The following is a 17,118-nucleotide window of genomic DNA, read 5'->3' on the forward strand; positions in this document are numbered from 1 at the left end:
TCATTGGCTGCATCGCGCTGGCCCCATGCTCGCAACGCCGCCATCGGCCTCCACGATAAGCTCTGTCGGCGTGTTTGCCACTACGGATGACCACTCGCGTGACCATTGCCCAGCCAGTGCGTCGGCACGCGCCAGCTCCGCAGGACTCGCCCGCTGCTGAAGCCAGGCTATGTTGTCGTCGATGACACTGCGGGTCTGTGCAGGAGAGTTGGCAGGTAACAGCTGCCCTCCACGCCGATAAAGCGCCAGCGAACGCGAGATATCCGGCTTTACGACTTGCGCCAGAAAAACACGATCTCCACTGTCGCGACGAGGCGAGTATGCCGCGGCCAAGACGAGCGATGTCCGTAGATCTCCCTTTGCGGCAGCCTGCAATGCCATGCCTTCCGCCTCGCGACGATAACGCTCCAACTGCGGAGCTACTTCGAGCAGCTCGCGGTATTTGAATGCGTTGCCCACTGAGTAGTTTGCCAAGGCCGCAGGCTGCCCTGCCAGAGCGCCCTGCCGCCACAGGGCTACACGCTCTGCGGACGAAAGTTGCGGAGCGCCTTCGCAGTCCTTTACTTGATTCAGCAGACTATCGCCAATCGCTTCTAGCGATGTCTCATTGGACGACAGGCCGGCTCGTGCGGATGCACTCGCAGTACGTCCAGCCTGCTTGAGCTTCCACAATTGCTCGTCGTACGAGGCGACTTGCTCATGAAGATTCTCACACCTCTGTGACTCCGCTGCCAATCGGCAGGCCGCGCGAGGATCACCCATCTCGGCGCGGCGGCGCAAATCGGCAAAAACGCTGCGCAGCGGCGTACCCTGCGGCGGCAGTGGCGTTGAAGTCCAATCGCGTTTTGGCGGTGCTGACGGTTGCGCGGGCGAGGCTGTAGATACAGTCGTCGATTTAGCGGTGTCTTTGGGGACAATTCCGCTGGACAGCAGTACAAACAAGCCTCCCAGGCAGACTGCAATTGTGAGCGCGGCGGCCAGACGTCCTTTTTCCACTTCGACCTCTCCTGAGCACTATGCGCAGTATCGCTCAGCCGTTGAGCAAACCCAGCACCACATCGCGTGGCAGCTTGCCGGTTTCGTTGCGTGGCAGTGCGGCGAGTTTGCGCAGGCGGCGCGGGAGGAACACCGGGTCGACGCTGACGCGCAGGGCGTCGAGGATCTGCGCCTCGTCCAGGGTCGGGGCGACCACCAGTGCGGCGATGCGCCCGACCGCCTGGCCGGGGTCGGGTGCGAGTTGCACGATGACGCCATCGATCACGCCGGGAATGGCCAGCAGGCGACGGGTGAGATCGGCCAGCGAGGCGCGTTTGCCGGCGATTTCCAGCAGATCAGCCTGCCGGCCGCGCACCTGGAAACGGCCGTCGGCGGCCACGTCCATCATGTCGGCCAGCAGCACCGGCGTGGCCAGATGCGGTGCGTGCACCAAGGTGCCTGCCGCCTGCGTTTCCAGGCGGACGCCGGGCAGCGGTGTCCATGCCGCTTCCAGCGCGGTGCGGCGCACGGCGAACACGCAGGTTTCGGTCGAACCGAACATCTCGCGCACCTCGCCGCCAAAGCGCGCCTCGGCGGCAGCGGCCACGTCCTGCGCCAACGGCGCGGTGGCCGAGACGATGCCGACCAGCGGCGGCAACGCCACGCCCGATTCCACCAGCGCGCGCAGATGCACCGGCGTGGTCACCAGCACGCGCGGGGCGGGAACATCGGCCAGCGCGCGCGCCACATCGTCCGGGAAGAACGGGCGGCCCGCATGCACCGCAAGTGCGGTCACCATCGGCAGCAGGACCGACAATTCCATGCCGTACATGTGCTGCGGTGGCACCGTGGCGACCACGTGCGGCACCGCGTCTGTGTGCGCCCACAGGCTTTCCAGCGCGACCAGGTCCTGGCGCGTGCTGGTCAGGAAGCTGCCCCAGGTCTTGGGGTTGGGTTGCGGGCTGCCGGTGCTGCCGGAGGTAAAGCCGATGGCCACCAGGGCATCGTCGGCCAGTTGCGGGATTGGGCCCGCGGCCTGCGGCAACTCGGCCGGCAACTGCCAGTAGCGCGGCGGCGCCAGCTCCAGCGCCAGATCGCCCAGGCAGTACGCATCAGCATGCCGCGCCTGCACCTCGCCGACCACGGCCGGTGCGCGCGAGGACGGCAGCAGTGACACCTGGCCGCGCAGCGCGCACGCATAGAACGCAACCATGAAGCGATAGCGGTCCTCGCACAGGTTCACCACGTGGCGACCGTCCGGCAGCTGCTGCGCCAGGCCGTGCACGTGCGCGATGAAGGTGGCCAGGTCGACCGACTGCCCCGCGCGCCAGGCCAGCGGCCGGCCGGGCGCGCCGACGGCCATCGGGTGGGAAACGGCAGGAACAGGCAGGCTGGACATGGGAACCGACAATCGCAAAAGCGCGCTAGCTTGGCCGCCACCTGCGCTGCTGGCAAGTCGGGAGGTTTCCCGCTACGCGGCGGTGGCGGCGGTTCGAAGCTGGCCGAAGGCGTACATGACCCAGGCTCCACGTCGCTGCTGGCGCGGCGCGCGGCGTGGAGTGCATCGCGACGATGCGCTGGCGTCGGCCGACATGCGCGCACCGCAGCTGGTCGCGTCCGCCAGCGGCGAATGCCTTGCCTCGTCGATGACGCACGCACCGCCCCACGTCCATGACCTGTGGCCCAAGCCTCCGATGGAAGCGAGCTGCTAGGCTTGTCCGCTCCTTGTTGCGTCCAGTCGTTACCGATGCCCAGATTGTTGCCGCTGTCCTTGTTGTTGCTGGCTGTCACCGCGCACGCGCAGTCCGCCACACCGCTCACCATCGAACAGGTGATGGCCGATCCGGACTGGATCGGGCCGTCGGTGGATCAGGCCTGGTGGCAGTGGGACGGCAAGCAGGTGCAATACCTGCTCAAGCGCGATGGCTCGCCGGTGCGCGACACCTACCGCCAGGGCGCCGGCGGCGGCACTGCCGAACGCGTGGCCGACAACGCCCGTGCCGGCCTGGATGCGGATAACCCGAGCTACGATGCGACCCGTCAGCGCATGCTGTTTGCGCGCAATGGCGACATCTTCCTGCGCGACCTGCGCTCCGGCGCGCTGACCCAGCTGACCCGCAGCAACGAGGTCGAATCGCGGCCGCAGTTCGCCAGCGATGGCGGTGCGATCTGGCGCGCGGGCAACAACTGGTACCACTGGCGCGCCGACGCCGGCACCGCGCAGGTTGCGGTGGTCAAGGCCGAGCGCGATCCCAACGCTGCACCCAAGGCCGACGTGTTGCGCGAGCAGCAGCTGGCCACGCTGGCCACACTGCGGCGCGATCGTGAGCAGCGCGATGCCTTACGCGCGCAGGAAGACGCCTGGCGCCGCGCCGATGCCACCCGTGCGGCGGCACCGGTGTATCTGGGCGATGAGGTGGAGATCGTCGACAGCGCGTTGTCGCCGGACGGCCGCCATCTGCTGGTGGTCACCCAGGCCAAGGGCGCCGAAGAGGGCCAGGCCGGCAAGATGCCCAAGTACGTGACCGAATCCGGTTACGAGGAATTCCAGGAAGTGCGCACCCGCGTCGGTCGCAATGCACCGGTGGCGCATGCGCTGTGGCTGGTGGATGTCAGCGCCGGCACCGCCAGAGCGCTGTCGTTCGACACGCTGCCGGGCATTGCCACCGACCCGCTGGCCGCGCTGCGCAAGGCCGCCAGGAAAGATCCGCTCAAGGGCAACCGCGCCGTGCGTGTGGAAAGCGATGGCGACGGCAGCGGGCCGGCGGTGCATTGGAGCAATGACGGGCGCAATGTGGCGGTGGAGATTCGCGCGGTGGACAACAAGGACCGCTGGATCGCCAGCGTGGATCTGGCCAATGCCACCTTGCAGCCGCGGCATCGCCTGAGCGACAGCGCCTGGATCAACTGGGATTTCAACGATTTCGGCTGGCTGCCCGACAACCGCACGCTGTGGCTGCTGTCGGAAGAATCCGGCTATTCGCAGCTGTACACCGTGGAAGGCAACGGCAAGCCGCGCCAGCGCACGCGCGGCAAGTGGGAAGTATCGATGCCGGTACCCAGCGCCGACGGCAGCGGCATGTTCTTTCTGTGCAATCAGACATGGCCGGGCGACTACGAGGTGTGCAAGCTGGACCTGCGCAGCGACCAGCTCACCGAAGTCACCGCCTTGAATGGCGTGGAAGGCTTCCGTCTGTCGCCGAACGGGCAGCAATTGCTGGTGCGCTATTCCGGCAGCTACCTGCCACCGCAGCTGGCGGTGGTGCCGGCCGCAGGCGGCCAGGCCACGCTGCTGACCGACACCCGCACCCCCGCCTTCAAGGCGCAGCCGTGGATCGCACCGCAGTACGTGCAGGTGCCGTCCCGGCATGGCGCCGGCACGGTCTGGGGCAAGTACTACGGGCCGCAGAACCCCGAGCCCGGCAAGCAGTATCCGATCGTGATGTTCGTGCATGGCGCCGGCTACCTGCAGAACGTCTCGCAGCGCTACACGCCGTATTTCCGCGAGCAGATGTTCCACAACCTGCTAGTGCAGCAGGGCTACATCGTGCTGGACCTGGACTACCGTGCCTCGGAAGGCTACGGCCGCGACTGGCGCACCGCGATCTACCGCAGCATGGGCCATCCGGAGCTGGAAGACTACCTGGACGGGCTGGAGTGGCTGGTGACGCAGAAGCAGGGCGACCGTGCGCGCGCCGGCATCTACGGCGGCTCGTACGGCGGCTTCATGACCTACATGGCGCTGTTCCGCAGCCCCGGCACGTTCAAGGCCGGCGCGGCGCTGCGTCCGGTCGGCGACTGGATGCAGTACAACCACGAGTACACCTCCAACATCCTCAACACGCCCGAGCTCGACCCCGACGCGTACAAGACCTCATCGCCGATCAACTACGCCGACGGGTTGCGCGACCATCTGCTGATCGCGCACGGCATGATCGACGACAACGTGTTCTTCAAGGACTCGGTCGACATGACCCAGAAGTTGATGGAGCTGCACAAGGACAACTGGCAGGTGGCGCCGTATCCGCTGGAACGCCACAGCTTTACCCGCGCCGATTCGTGGCTGGACGAATACAAGCGCATCCTCAAGCTGTTCAATGAGCAGGTGAAGCCGTAACCCATGGCGCTGCGACCGGGCGATGGGTGGTACATCGTCCGGCCGATGACATGTCGCAGCGGCAGCATCCGCATCCTGCAGCAAGCTGCAGGCCAGCCACGTCGCATGCGTGATGCGCCACTGCGTTACGCATGCCACGCGACACCATGTCGGTACTCACCTCCACGTACGCAACTAGCTCTAAGCTTGGCGCAGGATCGGCAGATCGCTGGCGCATTGCGCTCCCCTCTGCCGGCCCGCCGCCCGACCGGAGCGCCGCCGGCACCGCAGCGGTCTCCACTTCCGCGGCGTGCAGAAGGTAATCGCGATGGGCCTGTGGGACCGTTTGTTTGGACGCAAGACCCCGGTGGCCACGACGCCCCGAACCGAACCCACCGCAGCGCCGGCGGCTGCAGCCGACGACACCGCGACCGACGTCGAGATCGACCCGGCACTGCAGCCCGCACTGACCCTGTTCCAGCGCGGCGATCAGCTGGGCGCCTACAACGCTGCGCAGGCGCAGCTGCACCTGGGTGCCGACGCGCAACGCCTGTGCGCACTGGCGCTGAGTGCGCTGGACCGCTATCACGAAGCGTATCCGCACTGGCTGGCGCTGTACGAGCTCGAACCCACCGCACACAACGCACTGCAGTTGGCGACCACCTCGGTGATGTGCAACGAGATCGATCGTGGCGAGCAGTGGTTGCTGACCTTCGATGATTTGAACGCGCAGGAGCGTTCCACCTCGCCGGCTACCGCACGCACCAGTTTCCTCACCGCGCTGACCCGCGCCGGTCACGGCGCACACGCGTTGCCGCATCTGGAGTGGTTGCGCGAGGCCTACGCCGGAATGTCGATCACCGACAGCCACTTCCTCTACGTGCGCGGGCTGCCCTTCCTCGACGCCTTCCTGGAGCGCAGCACACCGTTGTTGCGCCAGTGCCTGCCGACCGACGCGCTGCCGGGCTGGTACGCGCAACTGCAGCCAGCGCTGGATCCTCCGGGCCAGGCCGCCGTGGCCGCCCATATCGCCTCGCTGCAATGAGCACGCCGGCACCGGCCTCCCGACCACGCGGCGGCTTCGTCACGCCGCTGGCGTGGGTGTCCTTGTTGCTGGGCGTCGTCAGTGCGATGTCCAACCTGTTGCAGATCGTGATGATCGCGCTGATGCCCGACACGGCGACGCTGGGCCTGCCCGAAGGGATCACCCTGCCCGCCTCGTTGCAGTGGCTGATCGATCATGCCGTGTCATTGTCGGTCGTAGGCGTGGTGCTGTCGGTCGCCTTCGCATGGTTGAGCTGGGCCTTGCTGCAGCGACGCGAGTGGGCCCGGGTCGGATTCGTAGCGGTGTTGCTGGTGACCGGGCTGCTCAATGTCGGCGGCCTGGCGTTGATCGGGCCGGTGTTCGAGGGCGTGCAGGCGATGCTGCCGGCCGACGTCCTGCACAGCCCCGAGTGGCCGGAGCTGCAGGCACGCCTGCAGGCAACACGCCAGGCGGCGCTGCTGCTGACGGGCCTGGGCGTACTGGCGATCGGCTGTCTCCACGCGGCGCTGGCATGGCGGTTGTGCACGCCTGCGGTGCGCGCCGAATTTACGGCCTCGCGCAAGGCATGATCGCTGGTTGAAGTTGGCCTGCGTCCCCCGGCCATGCACACCGACCATCCCCGATGGTCCGTGCACGCCGCAGCGGGACCTTGGCCAACCGCCACCCCGCTTCTGTTCTTGCCCATACACACCGACCATCCCGACTGGTCCTTGCCCGCCCGCCGCCGCGGGACCTTGGCCCGACCGCCACCCCCGCTTCTGCTCTTTCCATGTACACCGGCCATCTCGACAGGTCCTTGCCCGCCTACCGTCGCGGGACCTTACGCGGCATGGAGGCCGCGTAAGAGCCTACATGGACTTACTTGCGGCGTGTCCTGCGATGGTAGGCGGGCAAGGGCCCTGCAGCAAACCAGCAGATCAACGCCCTGCTTCTGCTTCTGCTTTTGCTTTTGCTTTTGCTTTTGCTTTTGCTTTTGCTTTTGCTTTTGCTCGTGCTTCTGCCTCGCCCACACCGCCCAGTCCGAGCGGGAAACGCCAGGCGTGAAGCCTGGTGTGAGACGAGGCAGCAAAGCCTGGCTGCTCATGCGCCCGATCCCCACACGACGCAGCGCCTCGCCCTGCGACAAACGGGCGCGTTTGCCCGACTGCAAGAAGCGCGACGCAGCGCTTAGAATCGTGGCATGAACGAATTCGACCGTGTACGCGATTATTTGACCGGCCTGCAGGATCGTATCTGCGCTGCCGTGGAAGCCATCGATGGCAGCGCGCGTTTTGCCGAAGACCTATGGCAACGCGAGGAAGGCGGAGGCGGACGCACCCGCATCCTGCGCAATGGCGCGGTGTTCGAGCAGGCCGGCATCGGGTTTTCCGATGTGTCCGGCTCGCGCCTGCCGCCGTCAGCCAGTGCGCATCGGCCCGAGCTGGCCGGGGCGACGTGGCGCGCCTGTGGCGTGTCGCTGGTGTTCCATCCGCACAATCCGCATGTTCCCACCACCCACGCCAACGTGCGCTACTTCCGCGCCGAGCGCGATGGCGAAGTGGTGGCGGCCTGGTTCGGTGGCGGCTTCGACCTGACCCCGTTCTATCCGGTCGACGAGGACGTGCTGCACTGGCACCGCACCGCGCAGGCACTGTGCGTGCCGTTCGGCGAGGAACGCTATGCCGCGCACAAGCGCTGGTGCGACGAGTACTTCTTCCTGCGTCACCGCAACGAGACCCGTGGCGTGGGCGGGCTGTTCTTCGACGACCTGGGTCAGGATTTCGAACGCGACTTCGCCTACCAGCGCGCGGTCGGCGACGGCTTCCTGGATGCCTACCTGCCGATCGTCACGCGCCGCAAGGACACGCCCTACGGCGAACGCGAACGCCAGTTCCAGCTCTACCGCCGCGGCCGCTACGTGGAGTTCAACCTGGTCTACGACCGCGGCACGCTGTTCGGCCTGCAAAGTGGCGGGCGTGCCGAAAGCATCCTGATGAGCCTGCCGCCACGGGTGCGCTGGGAATATGGCTTTACGCCGGAACCGGGTAGCGCCGAGGCGCGGCTGATGGACTATCTGGTACCGCGCGACTGGCTGGGCTGAATCTAGATAAAGAACACGGTACTGATGAAACGCTGTGTTGATTAATTGAATTAATACAGCCCATTTAAATTTGTGATTACCAACGGTACCGGTCAATGTGCAATGCGCTGAACCGGTTATGTTGCGTAGCAAAATAATTCGACGCCGAAAATAAAAAGCCCCGCAGACCAGGGGGAGGTCGGCGGGGCCAGGGAACGGAAACTTGGGGAGTAGTTTCCGTTCCGAGATCTGCTCCAGGGGATGGGAGAGATCTGACGACAGGCGTTGCGCCCGTCGAGGGATATAACACCATTTTCTACATTGATGGATCGTGAAGATACCTGTTAAAAAAATGTAGAATTTAGCGGTTATTCATTCCATCGGCGCAGGTCCGATATGCATTATGTCTGGTCTGCGCGTTCAGCATATCGGCGCCACTACTGCATCAATGCGCCTCATCCCAGTTGTCGCCAACCCCCGAGTCGACCACGAGCGGCACGCGTAATTCAGCAGCAGCCGACATACGCGCGGTCACTTCGCTCAGCAGCGTGTCGACGAAATCGGTCTCGGCTTCGAACACCAGTTCGTCGTGCACCTGCAGGATCATCAGCGCGCGCTGCGCGTGGTCGGCAATCCAGCCGTCCACGCTGACCATGGCGCGCTTGATGATGTCGGCGGCGGTGCCCTGCATCGGCGCATTGATGGCGGCGCGCTCGGCGCCGGCACGCTGGCCCTGGCTGCCGGCGTTGATGAAGTCCAGATACAGCCGGCGGCCGAACACCGTCTCCACGTAGCCCTTGTCGCGCGCCTGCTGGCGGGTGGTCTCCATGAAGTCGCGTACACCCGGGTAACGGCTGAAGTACAGCGCGATGTAGTCCTGCGCCTCGCCTCGGCCGATGCCGAGCTGGCGGGCCAGGCCGAAGGCGCTCATGCCGTACATCAGGCCGAAGTTGATCGCCTTGGCGGCGCGGCGCTCGTCGCCGCTGACGGTGTCGATGGTGCGGCCGAACACCTCGGCGGCGGTGGCGCGGTGCACGTCGGCACCGGACTCGAACGCGCCCACCAGGCCGGGGTCGCCGGACAGGTGCGCCATGATGCGCAGCTCGATCTGCGAATAGTCGCAGGCGATCAGCTTGCGCCCGGCCGGGGCGACAAAGGCGCGGCGGATGCGGCGGCCGTCCTCGGTGCGGATCGGGATGTTCTGCAGGTTCGGATCGGACGAGGACAGCCGCCCGGTGGCCGCACCGGCCTGGTGGTAGCTGGTGTGCACGCGCCCGGACTGCGGATGGATCATCTCTGGCAGCTTGTCGGTGTAGGTGCTGCGCAGCTTGGTCAGGCCGCGGTATTCCAGGATCACCCGTGGCAGCTCGTGCTGGTCGGCGATGGCCTCCAGCGCCTCTTCGTTGGTCGAGGGCTGGCCCTTGGGCGTCTTGACCACCGCGGGGAGCTTGAGCTCGTCGAACAGCAGTGCCTGCAGCTGCTTGGGCGAATCCAGGTTGAAGCTGCGCCCGGCCAGCTCGGTGGCTTTCTGCTGGGCGGCGAGCATGCGCTTGGACAGGTCCGCGCTCTGGCGGCGCAGTTCGGCCGCGTCCACGCACACGCCGTTGGCCTCGATGCGTGCAAGAACCTCCACCAGCGGCATCTCGATGTCGCGGTAGACCTGCTCCAGGCCGGGTTCTGCGGCCAGCTTGGGGCCGAGCACCTGGTGCAGGCGCAGGGTGATGTCGGCGTCTTCGGCGGCGTAGCGGGTGGCGTCCTCCAGGCTGATCTGGGCGAACGGGATCTGCTTGGCGCCCTTGCCGCAGACGTCCTCGTACTTGACCGTGTCATAGCCCAGGTAGCGCTTGGCCAGGCTGTCCATGTCGTGGCGGGCGCTGCCGGAATTGAGCACGAAGCTTTCCAGCAGGGTGTCGTCGCTATAGCCGGCCAGGGCGATGCCGTGGCGGCGCATCACGTGCAGGTCGTACTTGCCGTGCTGGCCGAGCTTGCGTACCGCAGGGTCGGTGAGCAGCGGCGCCAGCTGCGCCAGCGCCTGGGCGCGGTCGAGCTGGGCCGGGGCACCGGGAAAGTTGTGGCCGAACGGCAGATACGCCGCCTGGCCGGGCTCGGCGGCCACGCTCAGGCCGATCAGGTCGGCCCGCAGCGGATCCAGGCTGTCGGTTTCGGTATCAAAAGCGAACTGGCCGGCGGCGCGCAGGCGCGCGATCCAGCCGTCGAGCTGTTCCTGGGTCAGGATGGTCTCGTACTGGCCGGGTGCCGACAGTGCCGGGTCCACCTCCACCGGGGCGCTGACCGGGCCGGACACGAAGCCGGTGCCGCGGGCGCGGCCGGGTTCGGTGCGGGCGCTGGCGGCGGCGCCGAGCGCCATCGGCTCGGTCGGCAGGCCGGCCTGGGCAGCGGCGCCGCCGAGTTCGCGCAGCGCCTGGGTGAAGCCGTAGCGGGCGTACAGCACCGCCAGCGTCTCGGCGTTGGGCTCGCGCAGGTCCAGCGCGCGCGGGCCACTGGCCAGCGTCACGTCGGTCTTGATGGTGACCAGCTCACGGTTGAGCGGCAGCCGCGGCAATGCGGCACGCAGGTTCTCGCCGATCTTGCCCTTGATCCTGTCGGCGTTGGCGATCACGCCATCGAGCGACTCGTATTCGGCCAGCCATTTGGCGGCGGTCTTGGGGCCGCACTTTTCCACGCCGGGCACGTTGTCCACGGTGTCGCCCATCAGCGCCAGCAGGTCGACGATCTGGTCGGGGCGCACGCCGAACTTGGCGATCACCGCCGCGTCCGAATCCATGCGGCTGCCGCTCATGGTGTTGACCAGCTCGATGCCCGGGCGGACCAGCTGGGCGAAGTCCTTGTCGCCGGTGGAGATGGTCACGCTCAGGCCATCGGCGGCGGCCTGCAGGGCCAGCGTGCCGATCACATCGTCGGCTTCCACGCCATCGATGCGCAGGATGTCGATGCCCAGCGCATGCACGATGTCGCACATCGGCTGCACCTGCGCGCGCAGGTCGTCGGGCATCGACGGACGATTGGCCTTGTAGTCGGCATACAAGTCATCGCGGAAGGTCTTGCCCGGTGCATCCACCACGAACGCGACATAGGCCGGGCGCTCCTTCAGGGTGGCGCGCAGCATGTTGACCACGCCGAACAAGGCGCCGGTGGGCTCGCCCTGGGCATTGGTCAGCGGCGGAAGCGCGTGGAACGCGCGGTACAGGTAACTGGACCCGTCGATCAGGACTAATCTGCTCATGCGCCAATTCTACGCTGCACGCCCACGCTACACCTTGCCAGCGCATACTGGCCGACGACCTAGAACGGATGACGACAATGATCAGAGCGAGTCTTTTGCTGCTGCCGTTACTGCTGCTCGGCGGCTGCGCCACCAGCGGTGCGGTCGGCGATGTGCCGGCCGGCGCGGATGTGACCAGCAAGACCATGGGCAACGGCGACAAGGTCGACGAGTACCGCGTCAACGGCCAGCTGGAAATGGTGCGGGTGACGCCTGCACGCGGGGCGCCCTACTTCCTGTACGACCGCGATCACGACGGGCATACCGATGCCGAGAGGGACAAGGTCAACAAGGTGTATTGGAAGCTGTATAGCTGGTGATTCGGGATTCGGGATCGAATCGGGAATCGGGAATCGTAGGCTGTCGGTCCATTGGCTCTTCAGTCGCTGGTCCCGGTGACGGCACCTTGTGGCGTTGCGGCGGCGAATTGGTGCGCGGGGTCGGTGCGGGTCAGGCCCGGGGCGGGTGCCGCTGGTGGACAGATCTGCAACCCCCACGCTGTGGCCGGCCGAGCGCTGCCCGCCGACGGCAACGGCGGAGGCCGGCACGGTGAGCCGGAGGCGTGGCTGGATCGAGCAGGCCGGCAGCGGCACTGGTGGCGTTGATGGAGGCCGGCGGCGTGCCCGACTGCGGTGACGGTCCGGATGCCGGCTGATGCGATGGGCACGCCGGCCACGCTGCCAGACGGGGGCCGAGGTGCATCGCCAGGCCGACGATGCGCGTCGCGGGCAGGCCGCCGATCAGTACGGTCAGTGCCCTGGGACTCAGGCCCGACCTCCGACACGCCGACAGGCGGTGCCTCGCCGGCGATCATCGGGCACGCGTCCAGGCCTGTCAGGCGCGCGACATGCAGGGCCACGCTTCAACCTTTGCAGTGGCAGCCACGCTCGGCCGGTGGCACCCGGCCAACCCGGCACGGGCTCTCAGCGTTGCGCAACCGCGGCCGTGTGCGGTGCGCTGGCAGTGGCAGGAGGCGCACTGGCCGGGGTGACCTGCGCCAAGGTCAGGCGTGCGGCACGCAACGGCTCCTTGGCATCGCCGTAGATGCCGGTCAGGATCTGCAAGGCCTGCTGTGCGTGAGCGCGCGCGGCAGCCCGCTGGCCGAGCCTGCGCTCGGCCTCGGACATGCCGCGCAGGATCTCGGCGGTCTGTGGATGCCCCCGGCCCAACACACGCAGGGACGAGGCCAGCAATGCGCGTTGTTCGGCCAATGCGGCATCCACCTGCCCGGCATCCAGCAGCCAGAGGGCATGGTTGCTGCGGTAGGTGATGGTGGCTTGCGCATCGTCGCCGAACACGGTGCGCGCACGCTCCATCGCGGCGCGGTAATGCGGGCCGGCCTCGGCCAGCTTGCCCTGCTGACGCAATGCATGGGCCAGGTTGCCTTCCACCATCAAGGTATCGGCGGCGTTATCGCCATAGAGCTTGCCGGTGACGCGCAGCAGCGCGGCCAGTTCGGTTTCGGCTGCGGCAAAATCGCGCTGCATCAGCAGGAACATGGCCAGGCTGTTGCGCATCGGCACGACCAGCGGATGGTCGGGACCATGTGCGGCAACCCGCTCGCGCAGCAGGCTGCGCTGCAACGCAATCGCCGGGGTCAGTTGCCCGACGTCGGCCAGAATGCCGGCATAAACATTGCCCGCGTCGATGCGTTGGTCGGCAGTGGTGGACATGTTGGCCACGGCAGCGACATAGGCATGCCGGCCCTCCATCAGTGCATCGCGCATGCGGCCCTGGCCGCGCAGCGTCCACGCCAGCCACGCACGCATCTCATTGCCCAGCGCCTGCTGCCTCGCGTTGCCGTGCGCTGCCTGCGCCATGCCTTGGCGTAGCGCCTGTTCGGCCTCGCGTGCCTTGCCGGCGCCAGTCAGCGCCTGGCCGAGCATCGACGCTGCCTGCAATGCCTGCAGGCTGGCAGCGCCCTTGCTGCGCTGCGCCAGTGCATGCGCAGTCCGCAGATGCGCCGCCGCCTGCGGATAGTCGGCAAGCGCGATCAGCGTGCGGCCCAGCGTCAGCTCCACCTGGAGACGCGCGTCAGGCTGGTCGGCCAGCTCGCGCGCGGCACGCTGCGACGCCTGCTGCAACACGCGCAGCATCAGCGTCTTGTCCAGACCCTGCGCAATGCCCGGATCCACGCTGGACAATACCGAACTCATGAAATCGCCGGTGACCTGCGCGCGTTGCGCATCGCGCGCAGCATGTTGCAGCGACCACAACGTTGCGCCCAGGCCGGCAATCAGCGCAGTGGACACCAGGGCGGCAGCCAACACGCCACTGCGGTGGCGCTGGGCAAACTTGCGCACGCGCAACCAATGGCCTGCCTGCAGGGCGCGTGGCGGATACCCGTCCAGCCAGCGATGCAGGTCGTCCATCAAGGCCGATACCGACGCATAGCGTGCAACAGGCTCCGGCGCCAACGCGCACAACACGATCGCATCCAGGCCATCGCGTAGTTGCTGCTGCAGTCGCGGATGCGTGGTCGCGCGTGCCGCGCAGATCCGCGCACGCGCGTCGGCCGGTACCGCCGCCACGCGTTGCGATGGTGGCTGCGGCAACCCATCGCGCCCGGCCACCGGCGCCAGCCCGCAGCTCAACTCATAGAACATCGCGCCCAGTGCATAGATGTCGCTACGTGCGTCCATGTCCTGCGCGCCGCGCGCCTGTTCCGGACTCATGTAGCCGGGCGTGCCGCGCCCCTGCGCGAAGCGCATGGCCGGGTTGGCCGCATCGATCGCGATGCCGAAGTCGATCACGCCCGGCATCGGCCGCCCGTCGATGTCGCTGACCAAGACGTTGCCGGGCTTGAGGTCGCGATGGATCACGCCTTTCTGGTGCGCATGCTGCACCGCTTCGCTGACCCGCAGCATCAGCAGCACACGCGCCTGCAGCGACAGCAGATGCGCATCGCACCACCAGGTGATCGGCTCGCCGCGCAGGTATTCCATCACCAGGTACGGGCGGCCGTGCGCGTCGGTGCCCACGTCGTGGATCTGCGCGATCGCCGGGTGCACCATCTGCGCCAGCAAGCGACATTCAAACTCGAACAACGCGCGGCCCTGCACATCCAACGCGTCGGCGCCGACCAGCTTGATCGCCACCTCGCGCTCGTACGCACCGTCGGCGCGATGGCCCAGGTATACCTGGCCCATGCCACCGGCACCGATCAGACGGTCGATCGCCCATGCACCGAAGCGGGTACCGGCCGGCAGTTCCGGCAATGGCGCGCGCAACGCCGCCACGGCCTGTTTCAACGGTGCGCGGACGCGTAGCGTGGCCTGCGATTCCACTGCCAGCATTGCCAGCAATGTATCGCGCAGCCCCACGTCCTCGCCGGCCTGCGCGCGCGCGAACGTCTGGCGCGCGTCCACCGGCAGCTGGCAGGCCTGATGGAACAAGGCTTCCAATCGCTGCCAGGAGGTGGCGGCAATGCTCATAGCTGCGCCGCCAGCCACACCCGCGCAAAGCGCAGATCGCGCTCCAGCGTCGGCACCGATACCTCCAGTTGCGCGGCCGCCTCGGCCACGCTGAAACCCACCAGTTCGGTCAGCGCGAATGCCTTGGCCTTGCGCTCATCCACGCGCGCCAGCTTGTCGAAGGCGTCGGCCACCATCAGCAATGCCTCCGGCCGCGGCGCGCCATCGGACAGGCTGATCGTCAACGTTACCGCCTGCCCGAGCCGCTTGGCGCTGGCCTGCCGCCGCGCCAGATCCACCAACAGATGGCGCATCTGCAGCGCGGCGACCGAATAGAAATGCGCGCGCGACTGAAACCCCTGCTGGCCCTGCTCCAGCCGCATCCACGCCTCATGTACCAGCTCGGTCGCCTGCAAGCCCGCGCGTGCATCGCGCCGCAGCGCCCGCAACGCGGTCTCGCGCAGCGCCGTGTACACCTGCCGCGCCAATGCATCGCCCGCGCCGGGTTCGTCGCGCTGCCAGGCCTGCAACAACTCGGTGATCGGCAGCTCGGACATCGGGCCATCTCGCCTGCGTGAGAACCCAGTATCCCGCATTGGCGATCGGGTGGGCATTTCAAAACCAAACGGTTTAGCTCGCTCGATCAGCCGGGGCTTGGTACCCAAGCATCCCGCGCAACGGCCAGCCTGCCATGCTGCATTTTCTCCAGCCAGCGCCTTCCCAACCCTGACCTCGATGCGATGCCGTTGCGATTGGCTTTGCGTTGGCCGCCACCCAAGGCACAGGCAGGGTCCATGCAGCTTTCCAGCGCCGCGGTGCATCGAGGAAGGGGCCGGCCGGTTGGCCTGGATCGGCATCGATCGCACCGATGGGTGACGCAGCGCCGGGTTCACGAAACGCGGTGATGGCCTGGCGCCGCTTTTCTCGGTTGGTCAGATGACAGGCCCCGGGGAGCGGGCCGCAGGCAGCACCCGCATGAGCAACACCGGCTATGACAATGCCATCGTCCCGCAGGCCCCCGCATCGGTGGAGGCGCACGCGCCGCTGATGAGCGAGCTGCTGGCCTATATCGAGCAGCATATCGGCGAAGCCGAGCTCGGTACCGAGTCCCTGCAGCAGGCATTCGCGGTGTCGCGTGCGTCGTTGTACCGGCTGTTCCAGTCGCGTGGCGGGGTGGCCCGCCATATCCGCGAGCGGCGCCTGTGCACCGCGCACCGCTATCTGCAGGCCTACCCGGAGTGCAGCCTGACCTGGTTGCTGTACGAGGTGGGCTTTGCATCGGAGCGCCAGTTCCAACGCTGTTTCCAGCAGCGTTTCGGCATGCCGCCGGTGCAGTGGCGCCGCCAGTGCCGTGCCGCGCGGCCGACGCATGCGCCACGTCGCGGGCACGCCATGCCGCTATGGCGCTTCATGCGCGAGCTGAGCCCGCAGCCGCTCCGGGAAGACGCGCCGGTGCGTACCGGCATGCCGCCGGTGCGCTCCGCAGCCTTGCTGGATCGCGACCTGCTGCATCCCGAGGCGCTACGGCGTCTTGCACACGCCACACGGCTCGCAGCTCGGCCGGAGCCGATGGAACGCTGATTCAATCGGCGTAGGAGCGGTGCCTGCGCGCGATGGGATGTTGCCGGTAACGCTTCGTCGCGCTCGGGCGCGCTCCTACGAAAAGACGTGCTGCCAAGAGGATGTGCGATTTGAGCGCGCGATGCGCTGCAGGTGGTCCTGCGCAGCAAGACGTCCGGCGATCAGCGGATCACCAGCACCGGAATCGAACTGTGCGTGAGCACTTCCACCGTCTGGCTGCCGAGCAGCACGCGGCGCATGCCGCGGCGGCCGTGCGAGGTCATGATGATCAGATCGCTGTTGCACTCCTTGGCGGTCTGCACGATGCCTTCGGCGGCGAAGCGGTCCAGCACGTGGCGCGAGGTGGCCTTGATATTGGCCGCGGCTGCCAGCTCCAGCGCCGGGCGCAGGATCTTCTCTGCGGCAGCTTCGCGTTCCTTGCGGTACTCCGGACTTGCCTCGTAGCCCACGCTCCAGCCCATCGCGTCGTACATGCCCATCGCCCACGGCTCGGACACGGTGACGATGTCCACCTTGGCACCGGTGGCCTTGGCCAACTCCAGGCCTTGGAACAACCCGCGATGCGACAACTCGGACGCATCGATGGCGATCAGGATACGTTTGTACATGGTGACCTCCTTGGATGACCGGCCTGGCTGCCGGTGGAATCAGCCTGACAGTCCGCTG

General features: G+C 67.1%; 12 protein-coding genes. 6 read left to right on the forward strand and 6 right to left on the reverse strand.

Annotation, left to right across the window (positions count from 1 at the left end; translation table 11 throughout):
• Both H7A87_RS19455 and H7A87_RS19460 read right to left on the reverse strand, forming a co-directional pair.
• Nucleotides 1–996 (reverse strand): hypothetical protein, encoded by a 996-nt coding sequence (locus H7A87_RS19455; RefSeq protein ID WP_147421128.1) that lies wholly within the window; start codon nt 994–996, stop codon nt 1–3.
• A gap of 34 nt (nt 997–1,030) precedes the next feature.
• Nucleotides 1,031–2,374 (reverse strand): AMP-binding protein, encoded by a 1,344-nt coding sequence (locus tag H7A87_RS19460; RefSeq protein ID WP_180496809.1) that lies wholly within the window; start codon nt 2,372–2,374, stop codon nt 1,031–1,033.
• A 357-nt stretch (nt 2,375–2,731) separates the two neighbouring features.
• Here H7A87_RS19460 and H7A87_RS19465 point away from each other — a divergent pair, with 357 nt between their 5' ends.
• From H7A87_RS19465 to hemF, 4 genes are all read left to right on the forward strand, one after another.
• Nucleotides 2,732–5,092, forward strand: coding sequence for a S9 family peptidase (locus H7A87_RS19465; protein WP_180497049.1), 2,361 nt, complete (start codon nt 2,732–2,734; stop codon nt 5,090–5,092).
• Between the two features lie 307 nt (nt 5,093–5,399).
• Nucleotides 5,400–6,116 (forward strand): hypothetical protein, encoded by a 717-nt coding sequence (locus H7A87_RS19470; protein WP_119129854.1) that lies wholly within the window; start codon nt 5,400–5,402, stop codon nt 6,114–6,116.
• Complete coding sequence (locus H7A87_RS19475) at nt 6,113–6,685, forward strand: hypothetical protein (RefSeq protein WP_119129855.1); 573 nt, start codon at nt 6,113–6,115, stop codon at nt 6,683–6,685. The genes H7A87_RS19470 and H7A87_RS19475 overlap by 4 nt, the downstream gene beginning before the upstream one ends.
• A gap of 611 nt (nt 6,686–7,296) precedes the next feature.
• A complete protein-coding gene (gene hemF, locus H7A87_RS19480; protein WP_119129857.1) occupies nt 7,297–8,196 on the forward strand; it encodes an oxygen-dependent coproporphyrinogen oxidase in 900 nt (299 codons plus the stop codon).
• A gap of 424 nt (nt 8,197–8,620) precedes the next feature.
• On the opposite strand, the gene polA is transcribed toward hemF, so the two are convergent.
• Nucleotides 8,621–11,419, reverse strand: coding sequence for a DNA polymerase I (gene polA, locus H7A87_RS19485; RefSeq protein WP_119129858.1), 2,799 nt, complete (start codon nt 11,417–11,419; stop codon nt 8,621–8,623).
• Nucleotides 11,420–11,496: 77 nt separating this feature from the next.
• Here polA and H7A87_RS19490 point away from each other — a divergent pair, with 77 nt between their 5' ends.
• Nucleotides 11,497–11,778, forward strand: coding sequence for a DUF2782 domain-containing protein (locus H7A87_RS19490; RefSeq protein WP_104585172.1), 282 nt, complete (start codon nt 11,497–11,499; stop codon nt 11,776–11,778).
• A 603-nt stretch (nt 11,779–12,381) separates the two neighbouring features.
• Here H7A87_RS19490 and H7A87_RS19495 read toward each other — a convergent pair.
• Both H7A87_RS19495 and ecfK read right to left on the reverse strand, forming a co-directional pair.
• Nucleotides 12,382–14,910: a serine/threonine-protein kinase gene (locus H7A87_RS19495; RefSeq protein ID WP_119129859.1), complete on the reverse strand. Its 2,529-nt coding sequence runs from the start codon at nt 14,908–14,910 to the stop codon at nt 12,382–12,384.
• On the reverse strand, nt 14,889–15,428 hold the full coding sequence (gene ecfK, locus H7A87_RS19500) for an ECF-type sigma factor EcfK (RefSeq protein ID WP_104650338.1): 540 nt from the start codon (nt 15,426–15,428) through the stop codon (nt 14,889–14,891). Before ecfK ends, H7A87_RS19495 begins: the two co-directional genes overlap by 22 nt.
• Nucleotides 15,429–15,780: 352 nt before the next feature.
• Between ecfK and tagK the strand changes: the two genes are divergently transcribed.
• Nucleotides 15,781–16,452 carry a transcriptional regulator TagK gene (gene tagK, locus H7A87_RS19505; RefSeq protein WP_119129860.1) on the forward strand — a complete coding sequence of 224 codons (672 nt, stop codon included), beginning with the start codon at nt 15,781–15,783 and terminating at the stop codon, nt 16,450–16,452.
• A gap of 161 nt (nt 16,453–16,613) precedes the next feature.
• Here the strand turns inward: tagK and H7A87_RS19510 are convergent, their stop codons facing one another.
• Nucleotides 16,614–17,060 (reverse strand): universal stress protein, encoded by a 447-nt coding sequence (locus tag H7A87_RS19510; RefSeq protein ID WP_104585166.1) that lies wholly within the window; start codon nt 17,058–17,060, stop codon nt 16,614–16,616.
• Between the last annotated feature and the right edge of the window lie 58 nt (nt 17,061–17,118).

It is taken from the genome of Xanthomonas sp. CPBF 426, from assembly GCF_903989465.1.
In the GTDB taxonomy this organism is placed as follows: domain Bacteria; phylum Pseudomonadota; class Gammaproteobacteria; order Xanthomonadales; family Xanthomonadaceae; genus Xanthomonas; species Xanthomonas euroxanthea.

Bases quoted from the DNA above. Each gene is read 5' to 3' on its own strand.
- H7A87_RS19470 (WP_119129854.1), top strand. From the start codon at position 5,400: ATGGGCCTGTGGGACCGTTTGTTTGGACGCAAGACCCCGGTGGCCACG.
- H7A87_RS19510 (WP_104585166.1), bottom strand. From the start codon at position 17,060: ATGTACAAACGTATCCTGATCGCCATCGATGCGTCCGAGTTGTCGCAT.
- ecfK (WP_104650338.1), bottom strand. From the start codon at position 15,428: ATGTCCGAGCTGCCGATCACCGAGTTGTTGCAGGCCTGGCAGCGCGAC.
- H7A87_RS19460 (WP_180496809.1), bottom strand. From the start codon at position 2,374: ATGTCCAGCCTGCCTGTTCCTGCCGTTTCCCACCCGATGGCCGTCGGC.
- polA (WP_119129858.1), bottom strand. From the start codon at position 11,419: ATGAGCAGATTAGTCCTGATCGACGGGTCCAGTTACCTGTACCGCGCG.
- H7A87_RS19490 (WP_104585172.1), top strand. From the start codon at position 11,497: ATGATCAGAGCGAGTCTTTTGCTGCTGCCGTTACTGCTGCTCGGCGGC.
- hemF (WP_119129857.1), top strand. From the start codon at position 7,297: ATGAACGAATTCGACCGTGTACGCGATTATTTGACCGGCCTGCAGGAT.
- H7A87_RS19475 (WP_119129855.1), top strand. From the start codon at position 6,113: ATGAGCACGCCGGCACCGGCCTCCCGACCACGCGGCGGCTTCGTCACG.